The sequence below is a fragment of the Bradyrhizobium sp. AZCC 1578 genome, assembly GCF_036924675.1.
Taxonomy (GTDB): Bacteria; Pseudomonadota; Alphaproteobacteria; order Rhizobiales; family Xanthobacteraceae; genus Bradyrhizobium.
On record NZ_JAZHRZ010000001.1, the window covers coordinates 4,133,439 to 4,150,142 of the forward strand.

The window sequence follows — 16,704 nt, forward strand, 5'->3', positions numbered from 1 at the left end:
TCAGATTCCAGCACAAACGCCAGAGCGTTGGCTGGGTCAAATTAACCAAAATGGTTGTCATTTCTCTGCTGTGCATAGGTACGCAATGATTTCGACTTGGAGTGAATGGAAGCGCTATCCCCGTCCCGGGCGTAGCGAAAATATCGAGGCGCCGATCTCGCCCGGCATTTATGAGGTGCGCTACGCGGGCACCGGCGCGCTGCACTCGTTCGAGGCGGTCGATAACGTCGCCCAGGCGCTGGCGCTTTTGCCGGTCGGTGGTTCCAAGTCCTGGTTCAGCCGCCGCGACCCCGCCAAACTGCCCGATCTCGAATACCGCACCTGCGCGACCTCCACCAAAGCCGACGCCAAGGCCGCCGCGCAGCGCATGATCGGCCGCCGCGAGGCGTATTTGAGCGGGGCGGCGTAACGCGACACCGTCACCCTCAAAATTGCTTGAAGCAGACCCGCGTCTGCCGCCGGTGCATCGGCGCTGGTTTGGGCCTATACTCGGACCAATCCTTCAATAAAATCCGAGGAGTACGCCATGAACCCGCCCGTCGCCGCACGCGCTTCAAAAACCTCCACCCCCTCGCTGCACGATCGCCTGAAAGACCCCTCGCTGCTGCGCGACCGCTGCTACATCGACGGCGCCTGGGTCGGCACGCCGTCGCGCCCGGTCACCAATCCGGTCAACGGTGTCGAACTCGCAAAAGTCCCGGCGTTCAGCACGGCCGAAGCGACGCAAGCCGTCGAAGCCGCCGAGCGCGCATTCCCCGCCTGGGCCAAGCTCACCGCCAAACAGCGCTCCAACATTTTGCGAAAGTGGTTCGAGCTGATCGCGGCCAACCGCGAGGATCTCGCGCTGATCCTCACGTCGGAACAAGGCAAGCCGCTGGCGGAAGCGCTCGGTGAAGTCGATATCGGCGGCGCCTATGTCGAATTCTTCGCCGAGGAAGCCCGCCGCGTCTATGGCGAAACCATTCCGACCCAGCGGCCGGATGCACGTCTGCTCGCCATCAAGCAGCCGATCGGCGTCTGCGGCGCGATCACGCCGTGGAATTTCCCGTGCTCGATGATCACGCGGAAAGTTTCGCCGGCGCTCGCCGCCGGCTGCACCGTGGTGCTCAAGCCCGCCAATGAAACGCCGCTGACCGCGCTGGCGCTGGTCGCGCTCGCCGAAAAGGCCGGCGTGCCCAAGGGCGTGTTCAACATCCTCACCGGCAATTCGTCCGCGATCGGCAAGGTGCTGTGCGAGCATCCCGCGGTGCGGTTCGTCGGCTTCACCGGCTCGACCGAGGTCGGAAAGATTCTCTATCAGCAGGCCGCCGTCGGCGTAAAGAAGCTCGGCCTCGAGCTCGGCGGCAACGCGCCGTTCGTGGTGTTCGACGACGCCGATATCGATGCCGCGGTCGAGGGCGCGATGATCTCGAAATACCGCAACATGGGCCAGACCTGCGTCTGCGCCAACCGCATCTACGCCCAGGACAAGATCTACGACGCGTTCGTCGAGAAGCTTTCCAAGAAGGTCGCTGCGATGAAGATCGGCGACGGCACGGAGCAAGGCGTGGTGCAGGGTCCACTGATCAACATGGACGCGGTGCTCAAGGTCGAGAAGCACATCGAGAATGCGGTGAAGGGCGGCGCCAAGATCGTCACCGGCGGCAAGCGCCATGCGCTCGGCGGCAGCTTCTTCGAGCCGACGGTGCTTTCGAATGTGAAGCCGGACGCGCTGGTCGCGCACGAAGAAACGTTTGGGCCGCTGGCGCCGGTGTTCCGCTTCAAGGACGAGGCCGACGTGATCGCGATGTGCAACGCCTCGCCGTTCGGCCTCGCCTCCTATTTCTATTCCCGCGATCTCGGCCGCGTCTGGCGCGTCGCCGAAGCGCTGGAATCAGGCATGGTCGGCGTCAACACCGGCCTGATCACGACCGAAGTAGCGCCGTTCGGCGGCGTCAAGGAGTCAGGCTTGGGCCGCGAAGGCTCGCATCACGGCATGGAAGAATATGTCGAGATCAAATACGTGATGATGGCCGGGGTGTAGCCCCTATCCATCGTGGTCCCCGCGAACGCGGGGACCCATAACCACCGGCTTCAGCTTCGAAAGAAGATGGAGCCACAGCGACCTTAACAACAGACATCAGTGGTTATAGGTCCCTGCGTTCGCAGGGACGACAGTCAATCGCTGGCGTCACTCGCAAACGCGCCGTGACGTCCCACGCCGGAAGCAAACCGCGTCGCGCCCGACAGCGTTTCGCCTGAGGCAATCACCGCGAGCCCGCCGCGCATCTCGTTGTCGATCGCTTCCTCTTCCGCAAGATCCCATTGCCGCAGCGCCGACAGCCGGTCGGCGCGCAGGCATTTTTGCGGAAAGCGCGCGATCTCCCGCGCCAGCGCAATCGCCTGGGCGGCAGCCTCGCCGCGGCCAACGACGCGATTAGCCAGCCCCATCCGCAGCGCTTCCTGCGCGCCGACCGGCCGGCCGGTGAGGATCAGATCGATCGCCTGCGAATGGCCGATCAGCCGCGGCAGCCGGATGGTGCCGAGATCGATCAATGGCACGCCGAACCGGCGACAGAAGATGCCGAAAGTCGCGTCTTCCGCAACCACGCGCATGTCCGCCCATAGCGCGAGCTCCATGCCGCCGGCCACCGCAAAGCCTTCGACCGCGGCAATCACGGGCTTCGACAGCCGCAGCCGGCTCGGTCCCATCGGCGCGATCGAATCGTGGCCGCCTAGCTCGCGCCGCTTATTGGGATCACCCGCCGCCACCGCCTTGAGATCGGCGCCGGCGCAGAAATAGCCGCCGGTGCCGGTGAACACCGCAACCGACGCGCTCTCGTCGGCATCGAAAGCAAGAAACGCGTCGTAGAGTTTCCGCGCGGTCGCGCCATCCACGGCGTTGCGGCAATGCGGACGGTTGATGGAAACGATGGTCACCGGACCATCACGCTCGACGAGCACGGAATCGACTTCGGTCATTGAGGCGCTCCCTGAATGTTGTTTCCCGGAAGCTTGGCGTTAGACGCGAGGGTGACGCAATCCCAACGCCGTCATTGCGAGCGAAGCGAAGCAATCCATACTTTCCGTGCGGCGGGATGGATTGCTTCGTCGCTGCGCTCCTCGCAATGACGCGGTTAGATACTCAACTCATCCCCCGTCACGCGCCGGTACGCTTCGAGATAGCGCTTGCTTGTCGCCTCCAGCACGCTGTCGGGCAGCGGAGGCGGCGGGGCGTCGCCGTTCCAGCGGCCGGCATGGCGCTCGGCGTCGAGATAGTCGCGCAGCGGCTGCTTGTCGAAACTCGGCTGCGGCCGGCCGGGCCAGTAGACGTCGGCCGCCCAGAACCGCGAACTATCCGGCGTCATCACCTCGTCGATCAGGATGATGCGGCCGTCCGCCGCGCGGCCGAATTCGAACTTGGTGTCGGCGATGATGATGCCCTGGTGGCGGGCGATCCGCTCGCCGAAATTATAGACCGTGCGTGCCATGCTCTCGAGTTTTTCGGCGACGTCGCTGCCGACGATCTCGCGCATGCGCGCGATGGTGATGTTCTCGTCATGGCCGGTCTCGGCCTTGGTCGCCGGGCTGAAGATCGGCGGCTCGAGCTTTCCGCTTTCGAGCAGGCCTTCCGCCAGCTCCTCGCCCGCAAGCGTGCCGGAGGCCGCATACTCCTTCCAGGCGGAGCCGGAGATATAGCCGCGGATCACGCATTCGACCGGAAACACGGTGGTGCGCCGGCACAGCATCGCGCGCCCGAGAATGTCGGCGCGGTGGTCCTTGAGGCCAGGCACCTTGCGGATGATCTCGTCGGCGTCGGCGCTGATCATGTGATGCGGGACCACGCCTTCGAGCTGGCGGAACCACCACGCGCTGATCTGCGTCAGCACCGCGCCCTTCATCGGGATGGTTTCCGCCATCACCACGTCAAACGCGCTGATGCGGTCGGTGGTCAGCAGCAGCACGCAGTCGCTGCCGACGGCGTAGATATCGCGCACCTTGCCGCGGCCGATCCGGGGCAGGGGCAAGTCGCTGGCGAGCATCGCGTTCATCTGGTCAGGCTTTCGAACAGGCGGCCTCGTGCAAGCGCGAGGCGGCAAATGAGAAAGCGGAGCAATAGCTCACTCCGGCAGCGGAATGAACTCATGTTCTTGCGGAACGGCTGCAAACCGGCCGGTTTTCCAATCCTGTTTGGCCTGCTCGATCCGCTCCTTGCTTGAGGAAACGAAATTCCACCAGATGTGCCGCGGGCCTTCCAGCGCGTCGCCGCCGAGAAACATCATCCGCACCGGCGTGACCGCCTTCACCGTGATGCGGTCGCCGGGCCGGAAGATCAGGAGCCGCGGCCCCTCGTAGTGCTCGTTCGCGATCTCGACTTCGCCGTCGACGAGGTAGATCGCGCGCTCCTCATGGTCAGGGTCGAGCGGCACGCTGGTCCCGGCCTGCGCCGTCACTTCAGCGTAGAACCAGGGCGAGACCATGCCGACCGGCGATTTCACGCCAAAGCCGCTTCCTGCGATAATGCGCGCGGTGAACCCGCTCTCCTTCACGGTCGGCAGCGCTTCGGCCGCGTAATGCTGGAACGACGGCGCGATCTCTTCGGAGCCCGCCGGCAGCGCGATCCAGCTTTGCAGGCCGAGCATCTTCTGGCCATCGCGGCGCTGCACATCGGGCGTGCGCTCGGAATGAGCGATGCCGCGGCCTGCCGTCATCAGGTTCATCGCGCCGGGCTGGATCTCCTGAATGTTGCCCTCGCTGTCGCGGTGCATGATCGAGCCGTCGAACAGGTAGGTGACGGTGGCAAGTCCGATATGCGGATGCGGCCGCACGTCCATGCCGCGGCCGGCCATGAACTGCACCGGGCCGAAATGGTCGAAGAAGATGAACGGCCCGACCATCTGCCGCTTGCCATGCGGCAGCGCGCGCCGCACCGCAAATCCATCGCCGAGATCGCGGGTGCGTGGCACGATGATGAGGTCGAGCGCGTCGCAGCTTTTGGGGTCGCCGAGCACGGGATCGTTGGACGGTTGCCAGCTCATGGGGAGCTCCTTGATGTTTGCGACGATTATAGCAGGAATCGCGGGATTGCGTTCAAATGCCTCAGCATGTCGTCCCTGCGAATGCAGGGACCCATACCCCGTGTCCTATCGTTTGGCAGCAATGGCAGATATCGTCTCCAACAATCGACAACGGTGGTTATCGGTCCCTGCGTTCGCAGGGACGACGTAGGATGATGAACCAATGATCCCTCCGCTCAAGCCCGGTACAAAATTGCTGAAGGTCGATGGTCCCGTCGTCGAGACCGCGCGCCTGGAAAGACTGATCGGTGGAAATTGAACCACAAAATGATTCACACTAGATTGACCGCGCGGGGATGACCCGCGCGAACGGACCGTCCGATGCTGCTATCCACCTTCGACATCGCCCTGCGCGGCGCCACCGTGGCGCTGCTCCTGGTGCTGGCGGTGTCGCTGTTTCGCAGTTTTGGAACGGTGCTCGCCGGACGGCTCGCAGTGGCCGTTGCAGTGGGATCAGCGGCGCATGCCGTGACCTCTTCGATCGGTGTGACATCGAAGGTAGCCCCGGCGGTCGCGCCCGTGATCGCGCTGTCGACCGGCAATGCCGTGGTGTTCTGGCTGTTTACGCGCGCGCTGTTCGAGGAGACGTTCAAACTGCGCTGGTGGCACGCGCTGGTCTGGGCGGCGGTCGCAGCTTTCAGCTTCGTCAACTGCATGTGGCTGGCGCCCGCATCCGGCGTGCAGTTCTCCATCATCACGGTCAACATTCTCGCGCTCGGCTTCATCGTGCTGGCCGTCGTGCAGACCGTCGCGTCATGGTCGGCCGATCTGGTCGAGGGCCGACGCCGCATCCGCGTCTTCATCGTCAGCGCGGCGGCACTGTACGGCGGGCTGAATGCGGTGCTGCAGATATCACTGTCCGGCGGCAGCGCCGCGGACCTTGCCAACACTCTGAATTCGGCGGTGCTTGCCGCGGTGGTGGCGGCAATCGCGATTGCGATGATGCGTGTCGATGGGGCCGATTTGTTCCCGGCCGCCGCGATCGGCAAGGCCGATCCAATCGAAGCAGCGATCGTCGCCGAGTCCAGCGCCGCCGATCGAAAACTCATCGATGCACTGACGCGCCTGATGGCCGACGAGCGCATCTATCGCCACGACAACGTCACCATCGGCACACTCGCAACCAAACTTGCCATTCCCGAATACCGGCTGCGGCGGCTGATCAACCAGCGGCTCGGCTACCGCAATTTCAATGTCTTCCTCAACGAGCACCGGATCGCCGAAGCCAAGGCGGCGCTGGCTGATCCAAGCCAGGCCGAGGTCCCCGTGATTACGATCGCGATGGATGCCGGCTTCCAGTCGCTCGGCCCGTTCAACCGCGCCTTCAAGGCCATCACAGGCGTCACGCCGACCGAATATCGCCGGCTGAAGACGAGCGCGGCCTAGTCCGCATCATATTGTTGTTGCTGCATAATTTTAGAATCGTCGAGGCGTGTCGAGCATTCGGCCAGCGCGAGTTCCAAATCCGGCGAGCGGCCGGCGGCGGCCTCATCAACATCTCCGGCACGCGCTGATGCGTCATACCGGAGGCCTGCGTGACCAGACGAAATCTCATCCTCATCCTCGCCGCCACCACGGCGATCAGTGCGCTCGCGCTCTCAGTTGCCCGCGCCCGCGACGTGCCGAAGGTCGCGACCGGCTTCGTCGCCAGCGTGCTCTGCACCGAGACCTTCGTCTCCGGCCTCGACCCGGCGCGGGTATTCGCCGAGACCACGTCCGCGATGCCGGGCGCCGGCCTGATCGCCTGGGCGCTCGACTATCGCCTCGACCGCGCGCGCAAGGACGTCACCGTGACACTGTTCGGCCTGGGCGGGAGCCACGCCGTCTACCGCGGCGAAGGTCTGGGCTGTTATCTCGATCATGGTGGTGCCGTGGCCGAGATTGTGTTGCCGCCGTCGGAGACCAAACCGGCGCTGCTGCCCGACATCGCTGGCCGTGCCATTGTCGAACCGCAGGCGCCGCAACTGGCTCTCGCACTCGACCGCGCCTTCGCCGAGCCGGACAGGTCGACGCCGCAAAATACCCGCGCTGTGGTGGTCCTGAAGGACGGGCGTATCGTGGCCGAACGCTATGCCGAGGGCATCGGCATCGACACGCCGCTGCTTGGCTTCTCCGCCACCAAATCGATCATCTCGGCGCTGGCCGGCGTCCTCGTGCGCAAGCGCGCGCTGAAGCTGCATGAGCCCGTGCCGATCGCCGCGTGGCAACAGCCTGGTGATCCAAGGCGCGCCATCACGCTCGAACATCTGCTGCGGCACACCGCGGGGCTAAGGCTCGGCAGTTCGCTGCAGGCCTCGCTGGCGTCAGCGCTCGAGCCGGTCAATCGCATGAAGTTCATGGAGCCTGATATGGCGGCCTATGCCGTGAGCATGCCGCTGGAGTCGGCGCCGGGCGCGGCATGGAACTACCACGACGGCAACACGGTCATCCTCGCGCATCTGATCCGCCAGGCCACCGGCGGCAGCGCGGCCCATATGATTGACTTCGCGCGGCAGGAGCTGTTCGAGCCGCTCGGCATGCGCAGTGTGACGCTCGAATTCGACACCTCGGGCAATGCGGAAGGATCAAGCCAGTTACTCGCCAGCGCGCGCGACTGGGCGCGCTTCGGCCAGGTCTATCTCAACGATGGCGTTGCCGGTGGAAAGCGCATCCTCCCCGAAGGCTGGGTGAAATATACGGCGACGCCGACACCGAACGCCTGGGTCGGCCAGGGCGCCGGCTTCTGGACCAATCTCGGCGACAGTTTTGGCGCAACCTACCGCACCGAGCGCGGCTGGCCGCGCGACGCGTTCTACGCGAAGGGCACGCTCGGGCAATACGTGATCGTCGTGCCCTCCGAACGGCTGGTGATCGTCCGGCTCGGGCGCTCGCCGAATTGGCCACCGGAAGCCGACGGCGTGTTCGAACTCGTGCGAAATGTGGTCGCCGCGACGGGCAATAAGGGGAAGGTGGCAGGGACGAATTAAGGCGCGCATACCCTCCCCTGGAGGGGTCCGAGACGAGCAAAGCTCGCTCGTGGGTCGCCGCTCATGAAATAAGCGGCGGGGTGGGGTGACGGTCTCTCCACCTCCAACAAAGCCCGAGTGGAGAGATCACCCCACCCCGTCTCGCATTCACTACGCTCACGCGAGCCGACCCTCCCCCTCCAGGGTAGGGTAAACGCCGCCGATGTTGATAGTTTCGGTCTACTGCCGCCCCAATTGCGTGGCCTTCTCGACGCGGTCGAACCGCTCCAGCGACAGGATCGCGTCGGCGAGCTGGTCGGCGCGGCCGTTCAGCACGGGGCGGGCGAGCGTGAGGAATTTTTGCTGCATCGCCTGCGCGTCGGGAAACGTATCCGGCTCGCCGGAGGGATCGGCATAGAGCTTCTCATGCACGCCGTCGTCGGTGGTGATCGAGACGCGCGCACCGAAGGGATGGGTGCGGCCGATTTCCAGGCGATCGTCCTGCACCACGTCGAATTTATCCGCGAGCGCATTGACGGCGGCATCGCCGAGCCGCTCGTAATCGTCCCAGCCAAAACGGCCCTGGTCGAGCGCCAGCGCGCCGGTGAAGAACATCGAGAACTGTCCGCCGACGATCGAGGTCGGATGCCGCTTGGTGGCGGCATCGCCAGTCAGTGTGATGCCGTTGCGGTGCAGGCCAATCTCGACCCGCTTGATCTGATCCGGCGTCAGATTTTGCTCCCTGCGCATCGCGATCAGCGCATCGAGCGCCGCATGAGTATAGCGGCAGCTTGGATAAGGCTTCACGCCGATCCGCAGCGTCTCGTACGTCTTGCCGAGGCCGGCTGTCGCCTTGTCGGGATGAGCGTCGTCGCTGTAGCCTACGAGGAGGCCATGCTTGCCCTCGACCGACTCGGTCGAGCCGACAAAATTGTTGCGTGCCAGCGTGGCGGCGATGACGCCGTTCATGGCGGCGGCACCGACCTGGTAGCGCTTGTTCCACGCGCCGTTGACGAGGAACTGCAGCGAGCCGGCGGCCTGGCTGCCGGAAACGCCGAAGGCTGAGACGATCTGGTCCTTCGAGAGGCCGAACAGCTTCCCCGCCGCGGCTGCCGCGCCATAGGTTCCCGCCGTCGCGGTCGGATGAAAGCCGCGCGCATAATGCGAGGTCGGATCGAGCGCGTTGCCGAGCCGGCAGCACACTTCATAGCCGGCCACGATCGCGGTCAGCACGTCGCGCCCGGATGCGCCGACCATTTCGCCGACCGCAAACGCCGCTGGCACCACGGGCGCGCTCGGGTGCAGCGAGGAGTCGGCATGCGTGTCGTCGAAATCGAGGGAATGGCCGAGCGCGCCGTTAAGCAGCGCGGCGACCGCGGGCGTCCAGGTCTTCGCATCGCCGAACACAGTGGCCTCGCCCTTGCCGTCCAGCGCCAGCGCTTCCAGCATCTTCAGCAGCGAGGGCGTGGATTCCGCATCGCGCCGCGCCCGGATCGTGCTGCCGAGGAAATCCAGCGTCAGCACCTTGGCGCGCTCCAGCACTTCGGGCGGAATATCTCTAAATTTCAGGTCGGCGACATAGGCTGCGAGCGTTGCGGTTTCGTGGGCCATCGTGTTTCCTCGTTCTGCCTGATAAGGGTAGGCGGGCCAACTTGACCTTTCAAGCCGCCTCCCGTCGCAGGCGCCAGCCGTGCTTGACGTCGTCTAGCACAGACGCGGCGCGCAGATTCCGGAACGCGGCGCATGATGGCCTTCGCAAAACGCGTGCTTGGATCGCTTCGCAGCCGCAAGACGCAACTGGCGCTAGCGGTCAGGCTCGCCATCGTCGCGGCCTGCTCGCCAGCAGCCGGAAGCGCAACAGCAGAAGCACGGCATAGACAGCGGTCCCGACCGAGAGCCCGCTCCACACGCCGACGGCGCCCAGCGAGGTCCAGAAGCCAAGCCACCAGGCGCAGGCGAACCCGATCAGCCAGTAACTGAGGATCGCGAACAACAGCGGCACGCGTGTGTCGTTCATGCCGCGCAACGAGCCGGCGGCAATCGTCTGGATCGCGTCAGCGATGAAGAAGGTCGATCCGACCAGCAGCAGCGTTGCCGAGAGTTCGGCCGTCGCGTCGGTGTTCTCGCCAAGAAAAATCTCCGCAATGCCAAAGCGGCTGATCACCACCGCGAGTGTCAGAATCGCCGCCAGTACGATGCCGAGCCAGGTTGCGACGTAACCGGCACGCCGCACCGCGCCGGCGTCGCCGCGGCCGATGGCATGACCGACCCGCACGGTGGCGGCCATGCCGATGCCGAACGGCACCATGAACAGGATGGCCGCGACCTGCAGCGCGATCTGATGTGCCGCCAGCGCGGTGGTGCTGATGATGCCCATCAGCAGGCCCGCGGCGCCGAACAGGCCGTATTCGAGCAGGAAGGAGAGCGAGATCGGCGCACCGATCACAACGAGCTGCCGCATCAGCTTCCAGTCGACGTGCCAGAAATGGCCGAGTATCTGAAATTTTCGGAATGGGCGGCGCCGTGCGGCAAACCACAGGCCCGCCAAGAATGTGCCGAGATTGACGATCGAGGTCGCCAATCCCGCGCCGAACAGGCCAAGCTGCGGCAGGCCGAAGGCGCCATACAGCAAGAGATAGACCAGTAGCGCATTGGCCGGGATCGCGGCGAGCGTGATCCACAGGATCGGCTCGGGCCGGTTGACCGCGCTCATGAAGCCGCGAATCGCCATGAACCACAGTGCGGGCATGACGCTCCAGGTCAGGCCGAGCAGATATTCTTGCGCAAGGCGTGCAGCCGTCGGCGCCTGGCCCAGCATCAACAGGATCGGCTCGCCGTAGAACGACAGCGCCATCATCGGCAACGACATCAGGAATGCAGCCCACATGCCGACGCGGAGCGACCGCCGGATCAAATGCGGATTGCGTGCGCCAAATGCCTGCGCCGCCAAGGGTGCTACGGCAGATACCAGTCCCATGCCGAAGGTGAAGCTGACAAAGAAGACGGTATGCGCCAGCGCGGCCGCAGCCATGGCCTCGCTGCCGAGACGGCCGATCAGGGCAATGTCGGTCGTCATCATCGCGATCTGCCCGAGTTGGGTCAGCGCGATCGGCACCGCGAGTTTGAGCGTCTCGGCAAGCTCGATCGCGAGGTGACGGCCGGGCACGGCCGCAGAGACGGGCGGCGCCATCGCTGCGCGTTCAATTTTATCGAGCGAGGTCATTGCAACAGACTAACACCGGCGAAGGTCGAAAAAGTGACGCCGGCGTCCGCAGCCCAGCGAAAGCTTGCCCCGGACTTGATCCGGGGTGGACACCGGTTCGCGTCAAGAAAACGCGTCAAACAAGAATCTAGCGCCCGGTCCTGATTCAATCAGAACCGAGAAGGCTCTAGTGGCCGTCGCGTGCCGGAACTCGGGTGATTCGCGCGCCCAGCGCATTGAGCCGCTGCTCGATGCGCTCGTAGCCGCGCTCGATCTGGTCGGCGTTGTTGATCGTTGAGGTGCCTTCGGCGGCGACCGCCGCCAGCAGCATCGCCATGCCGGCGCGGATGTCGGGCGAAGTCATCGGCGCGCCGCGCAGCCGGCTCGGGCCGGCCACGATCGCGCGGTGCGGGTCGCACAGTACGATACGGGCGCCCATAGAGATCAGCTTGTCGACGAAGAACATCCGCGACTCGAACATTTTTTCGAACATCAGGATGACGCCGTCGCATTGCGTCGCGGTCACGATCGCAATCGACATCAGGTCGGCCGGGAAGGCCGGCCACGGCTGGTCCTCGAGCTTCGGCACATGGCCGCCGAAATCGTCATGGATCTTCATGGTCTGGCCCGAGGGAACCACGAGATCGTCGCCCTCGACGCCGCAGACGATGCCGAGCCGTTCAAATCCCATCCGGATGGAGCGCAGATGCTCGACGCCGGCCTTGGCGATGCGCAGCGGCGAGCGCGTCACCGCGGCAAGTCCGATCAGCGAGCCGACTTCGATATGGTCGGGCTGGATCGAATAGCTTGCGCCGCAAAGCGTCGCCGGGCCGTGCACGATGATGGTGTTGGTGCCGATGCCCTCGATCTTGGCGCCGAGCGCTACGAGGAAATGCGCGAGGTCCTGTACATGCGGCTCGGAGGCCGCGTTGCGCAAGAATGTGGTGCCGTGAGCGGCGACCGCCGCGACTAGCGCGTTCTCGGTGGCCGTAACGCTCGGCTCGTCGAGAAAGACGTCGGCACCCTCGAGGCGGGAGGCGCGGAATTCCAGCCGGTGGGTGGCGGTGACGGTGGCACCTAACTGCTCAAAGGCGAGGAAATGCGTATCGAGACGACGGCGTCCAATGACGTCGCCGCCGGGCGGCGGCAGCGCCACCTCGCCGCAGCGCGCCAATAGCGGCCCGGCCAGCAGGATCGAGGCACGGATCCGCGCGCAAAGTTCAGGATCGAGATCGGCGGCGCGGACCTCCTTGGCGTGGATCGCAAGCGTATTGCGCGCCTGCCATTCGGCGGAAGCGCCGACCGAGCGGATCAACTCAACCAGCGTCTCGGTGTCGCGGATGCGCGGCACGTTTTCCAGCGTGACCGGATGTTCGGTGAGCAGGGCGGCCGCGATAATCGGCAGCGCAGAATTCTTGTTGCCGGATGGCTCGATTGTTCCCGCCAGCCGGTGGCCGCCTTCAACGATATACTGAATGGGCGGCATGGGCGCGTCCTGCCTCACACGTCGACATTGGCGCTGAGCGAATTATCCTGGATGAATTCGCGGCGCGGTTCGACGACGTCACCCATCAGCTTGGTGAAGATGTCGTCGGCCTCGTCGACCTCCTTGATCTTCACCTGCAGCAGCGAACGTTCGTTGGTATCGAGCGTGGTTGTCCAGAGCTGTTCCGGGTTCATTTCGCCGAGGCCTTTGTAGCGCTGCAGCGCCACGCCCTTGCGGCCGGCGTCGGTTATCGCCTCGAATAGGCTGACCGGTCCATAAACGGCGGTTTCCGTATCCTTACGGCGCAACACCCCGGTCGGGTTCGGATAGGCCTCCTGAAGTCTCACGGCATAGTCGTCGAGCTTGCGGGCGTCGGCGGAGCCGAGCAGGGCGTCGTCGATGATGGCGACATCCTTGACGCCGCGGATGGTGCGCTCGAAGAAGAAGCCTTCGCCTTCGGTGAAACGGCCGATCCAGCCGCGCTCGACCTCGTCGGCCAGCGCATCGAGACGCCTGGCGATGTAATCGGCGGCGGCATTGGCGGTCGCGATGTCGCCGGTGATCCTCGGATTGAGCACGCCCGCGATCGCGGCTTGCTCGACCACCTTGCGGTTATAGCGGCTGTGCAGATTGTTCAGGATGCCGCGGATCACGCGCGCGTCCTCCACCAGCGACAGCAGGTCGCGCCCGCCGCGTTCCGAGCCCGACGCCGGCTTGAACACGCAGTCATCGAGGCCGGTCGCGATCAGGTAATCCTCCAGCGCCCGCTCGTCCTTCAGGTACTGCTCGGACTTGCCGCGCGTCACCTTGTAGAGCGGCGGCTGCGCGATATAGAGGTGGCCGCGGTCGATCAATTCGCGCATCTGCCGGTAGAAGAATGTCAAGAGCAGCGTGCGGATGTGGGCGCCGTCGACGTCGGCGTCCGTCATCACGATGATCTTATGATAGCGCAGCTTGTCGGCGGAGAAATCGTCGCTGATGCCGGTGCCGAGCGCGGTGATCAGCGTGCCGATCTGCTCGCTCGACAGCATCTTGTCGGTGCGGACGCGCTCGACATTGAGGATCTTGCCGCGCAGCGGCAGCACCGCCTGGAATTCGCGGTTGCGGCCCTGCTTGGCGCTGCCGCCGGCCGAGTCGCCCTCGACGATGAACAGTTCGGACTTGGCTGGATCCTTCTCCTGGCAGTCGGCGAGCTTGCCGGGCAGCGAGGAAACGCTGAGCGGGCTCTTGCGCGTCAGTTCGCGCGCCTTGCGGGCGGCTTCGCGCGCGGCCGCCGCCTGGATCACCTTGCCGACGATGACCTTGGCCTCGGCCGGGTGCTCCTCGAACCACGCCGCCAGCGCCTCGTTGATGACGTTCTCGACCACCGGGCGCACTTCCGAGGACACCAGCTTGTCCTTGGTTTGCGACGAAAACTTCGGGTCCGGCACCTTGACCGACAGCACGGCGGTGAGGCCTTCGCGGCAATCGTCGCCGGTCAGCGCGATCTTTTCCTTCTTCGCGTTGGCGTCAGCATAGCCGTTGACCTGGCGTGTTAGCGCGCCGCGGAAACCGGCGAGATGGGTGCCACCGTCACGCTGCGGGATGTTGTTGGTGAAGCACAGCACGTTCTCATGGTAGCTGTCGTTCCACCACAGCGCCGCCTCGACACCGATGCCGTTGGATTCCGACCGCACCATGATCGGGACAGGCACAATCGCCTTCTTGTTGCGGTCGAGATATTTGACGAACTCCTCAACGCCACCGTCGTAGCGCATCTCCTCGCGCTTCTCGACCGCGTGACGCATGTCGGAGAGGATGATGTGAACGCCGGAATTGAGGAACGCGAGCTCGCGCAGCCTGTGCTCCAGCGTCGCGAAATCATACTCGATGTTCTTGAAGGTCTCGCCCGAGGCGAGGAAGGTGACCTCGGTGCCGCGCTTGCCTTCGGCCTCGCCGACCACCTTCAAAGGTGCCAGCGCGTCGCCGTGGGCGAACTCGACGAAATGCTCCTTGCCGTCGCGCCAGACCCTGAGCTTCAGCGAGCTCGACAGCGCGTTGACGACGGAGACGCCGACGCCGTGCAGCCCGCCCGATACCTTGTAGGAATTCTGGTCGAACTTACCGCCGGCGTGGAGCTGGGTCATGATGACCTCGGCGGCGGAAATGCCTTCACCCTTGTGGATGTCGACGGGAATGCCGCGGCCGTCGTCGCGCACGGTCACGGAATTGTCCGCGTTGAGGATCACGTCGACGCGCGTGGCATGGCCCGCGAGCGCTTCGTCAATGGCGTTGTCGACGACCTCGTAGACCATGTGATGCAGGCCGGAACCGTCATCGGTGTCGCCGATATACATGCCCGGCCGCTTGCGAACGGCATCGAGGCCCTTCAACACCCGGATCGATTCCGCACCATATTCAACGGGAATGGGATGCTCAGTGTCGGCAGGGGTCCGCCGGGCAGGTTCTGTCATGTGAGGCCTTCGAGGATGTCCCGAATCAGCTGCGCAATATGAGGCGCTGATTAGTCTATTTGTGCCATGAAACAGGCACCGCGCCTAGCGCAATCTCTCGGTACGCAAGTTATTGAATAAATGGTGGTTTTTTACCCTTTTTCAAGGTCTCCAAGGGCCGATTCTGGAGGTCCCGAAAAGCGCGATTCGGGGGCAGACTCAGCGCCCTCGATCGTCGGATTTTTGGACGCCGCGCGATGGGAAATGGCAGTCTGCTGCGGACCTGCTAGAGAAGGCGGTGCGGCAGCTTGTAGTCGTTGTCCGCCGTCCACAGCGATCCCGGGTTAGCCCTCCAATTGACCTCGCCTTCACCACGGGCAGGCATCAGAGGGTAAGAGGCGTTGAATAGCTTCTAGCTGCGGCGGCTCACCTGGCCAGACTCGACGTCAAAAATCTCGCCGGTCTCGCCGATGTCGACGAACGCTGCCGGATCGGCGCCGGTCATCCAGACCTGCGCGCCAAGCTTTGCGAGTTCATCGAACAGCGCCCTGCGCCTGACGGGATCAAGATGCGCGACGACTTCGTCGAGCAGCAGCAGCGGCACGATCCCGGTCATCTCGGCGACCAGCGTGGCATGGGCCAGCACCAGCCCGATCAGCAGCGCCTTTTGCTCTCCGGTGGAGGCGTCGCGGGCCGGCATGTTTTTTGGTGCGTAGATCACCTGCAAGTCCGTGAGATGGGGCCCGTCCAGCGTGCGGCCGGCGGCGGCGTCGCGGGCGCGGCTGGCGCGCAGGATATCGCGGTAGCGATCCTCCACGGCGGTTGCGGATTCATTGACCAGCGCATTCTCCATCCAGCCGTCGAGCATGATCTGCGCCGACGGAAAGGCCGAAGCCGCGCCACGTTCACGCAGCATCGCCGCCAGTCTAGTCACCGTCTGGCCGCGCGTGGCGGCAACCGCAACCGCCAGCTCGGCAGTTTCGCGCTCGATCGCGTCACACCAATGGTCGTCATAATTGCGCACTTCGAGCAGACGGTTGCGCGAACGCAGCGAGCGCTCCAGCGCGGAAACGCGACTGGAATGCTCGCTGTCGATCGCCAGCACCAGGCGGTCGAAGAAGCGCCGCCGCTCCGAGGCCGCGCCAAGGAACAGGCCGTCCATCGCCGGCGTCAGCCACACCATGCGCAAATGATCGCCAAACGCCGCCGCCGAACCCACCGGCTCGCGGTCGATCCGGCAGCGACGGCTGGACGAGGCCTCTGTTCCCGGCGCGTCGATGCCGGTGCCGAGCGTGGCAAGCCCCAGCGCGCCCTCGACCTCGGCCGACACCGCCCAGGAGCCGTCGCCCTGATTGTCGGCGACATCCTCCAGCCTCGCGCGCCGCAGGCCGCGTCCCGGCGACAGAAACGAGATCGCCTCCAGGCAATTGGTCTTGCCGGCGCCGTTTGGCCCCACCAGCACCACCATATCGCGGCGCACCTGCACGCTCGCCGCGCGATAATTGCGGAAATGTGTGAGCGAGAGCCGATGGATACGGGACGGGGTCATAGCCACTCGTCATTGCCAAGATTCAGAAAAATG

The 16,704-nt window shown here is 64.7% G+C and carries 12 protein-coding genes; 4 read left to right on the plus strand and 8 right to left on the minus strand.

Annotated features, from left to right (window positions below; all coding sequences use genetic code 11):
* Nucleotides 1-85 precede the first annotated feature (85 nt).
* Nucleotides 86-409, plus strand: coding sequence for a hypothetical protein (locus tag V1290_RS19710; RefSeq protein WP_334365946.1), 324 nt, complete (start codon nucleotides 86-88; stop codon nucleotides 407-409).
* Between the two features lie 117 nt (nucleotides 410-526).
* Entirely contained in the window at nucleotides 527-2,023 is a 1,497-nt protein-coding gene (locus tag V1290_RS19715) for an NAD-dependent succinate-semialdehyde dehydrogenase (protein WP_334365947.1), read from the plus strand.
* A 134-nt stretch (nucleotides 2,024-2,157) separates the two neighbouring features.
* On the opposite strand, the gene V1290_RS19720 is transcribed toward V1290_RS19715, so the two are convergent.
* From V1290_RS19720 to V1290_RS19730, 3 genes are all read right to left on the minus strand, one after another.
* Entirely contained in the window at nucleotides 2,158-2,961 is an 804-nt protein-coding gene (locus V1290_RS19720) for a crotonase/enoyl-CoA hydratase family protein (protein WP_334365948.1), read from the minus strand.
* A 155-nt stretch (nucleotides 2,962-3,116) separates the two neighbouring features.
* Complete coding sequence (locus V1290_RS19725; RefSeq protein ID WP_334365949.1) at nucleotides 3,117-4,031, minus strand: phosphoribosylaminoimidazolesuccinocarboxamide synthase; 915 nt, start codon at nucleotides 4,029-4,031, stop codon at nucleotides 3,117-3,119.
* 69 nt (nucleotides 4,032-4,100) lie between these two features.
* The gene (locus V1290_RS19730; RefSeq protein WP_334365950.1) at nucleotides 4,101-5,018 is read right to left on the minus strand and encodes a pirin family protein; all 918 of its coding nucleotides are present in this window, start codon (nucleotides 5,016-5,018) and stop codon (nucleotides 4,101-4,103) included.
* A 360-nt stretch (nucleotides 5,019-5,378) separates the two neighbouring features.
* Between V1290_RS19730 and V1290_RS19735 the strand changes: the two genes are divergently transcribed.
* Together V1290_RS19735 and V1290_RS19740 are read left to right on the plus strand one after the other, a co-directional pair.
* Entirely contained in the window at nucleotides 5,379-6,443 is a 1,065-nt protein-coding gene (locus V1290_RS19735) for an AraC family transcriptional regulator (protein ID WP_334365951.1), read from the plus strand.
* A 149-nt stretch (nucleotides 6,444-6,592) separates the two neighbouring features.
* Entirely contained in the window at nucleotides 6,593-8,023 is a 1,431-nt protein-coding gene (locus tag V1290_RS19740) for a serine hydrolase domain-containing protein (RefSeq protein WP_334365952.1), read from the plus strand.
* Nucleotides 8,024-8,242: 219 nt separating this feature from the next.
* Here the strand turns inward: V1290_RS19740 and V1290_RS19745 are convergent, their stop codons facing one another.
* From V1290_RS19745 to recF, 5 genes are all read right to left on the minus strand, one after another.
* Nucleotides 8,243-9,613 (minus strand): MmgE/PrpD family protein, encoded by a 1,371-nt coding sequence (locus V1290_RS19745; protein ID WP_334365953.1) that lies wholly within the window; start codon nucleotides 9,611-9,613, stop codon nucleotides 8,243-8,245.
* A 199-nt stretch (nucleotides 9,614-9,812) separates the two neighbouring features.
* A complete protein-coding gene (locus V1290_RS19750) occupies nucleotides 9,813-11,225 on the minus strand; it encodes an MATE family efflux transporter (RefSeq protein WP_442894999.1) in 1,413 nt (470 codons plus the stop codon).
* Nucleotides 11,226-11,391: 166 nt separating this feature from the next.
* Nucleotides 11,392-12,690, minus strand: coding sequence for a UDP-N-acetylglucosamine 1-carboxyvinyltransferase (murA, locus tag V1290_RS19755; RefSeq protein WP_334365955.1), 1,299 nt, complete (start codon nucleotides 12,688-12,690; stop codon nucleotides 11,392-11,394).
* Nucleotides 12,691-12,704: 14 nt separating this feature from the next.
* Complete coding sequence (gyrB, locus tag V1290_RS19760) at nucleotides 12,705-15,143, minus strand: DNA topoisomerase (ATP-hydrolyzing) subunit B (RefSeq protein ID WP_334365956.1); 2,439 nt, start codon at nucleotides 15,141-15,143, stop codon at nucleotides 12,705-12,707.
* A 391-nt stretch (nucleotides 15,144-15,534) separates the two neighbouring features.
* Nucleotides 15,535-16,671: a DNA replication/repair protein RecF gene (recF, locus tag V1290_RS19765; RefSeq protein ID WP_334365957.1), complete on the minus strand. Its 1,137-nt coding sequence runs from the start codon at nucleotides 16,669-16,671 to the stop codon at nucleotides 15,535-15,537.
* Nucleotides 16,672-16,704 lie beyond the last annotated feature (33 nt).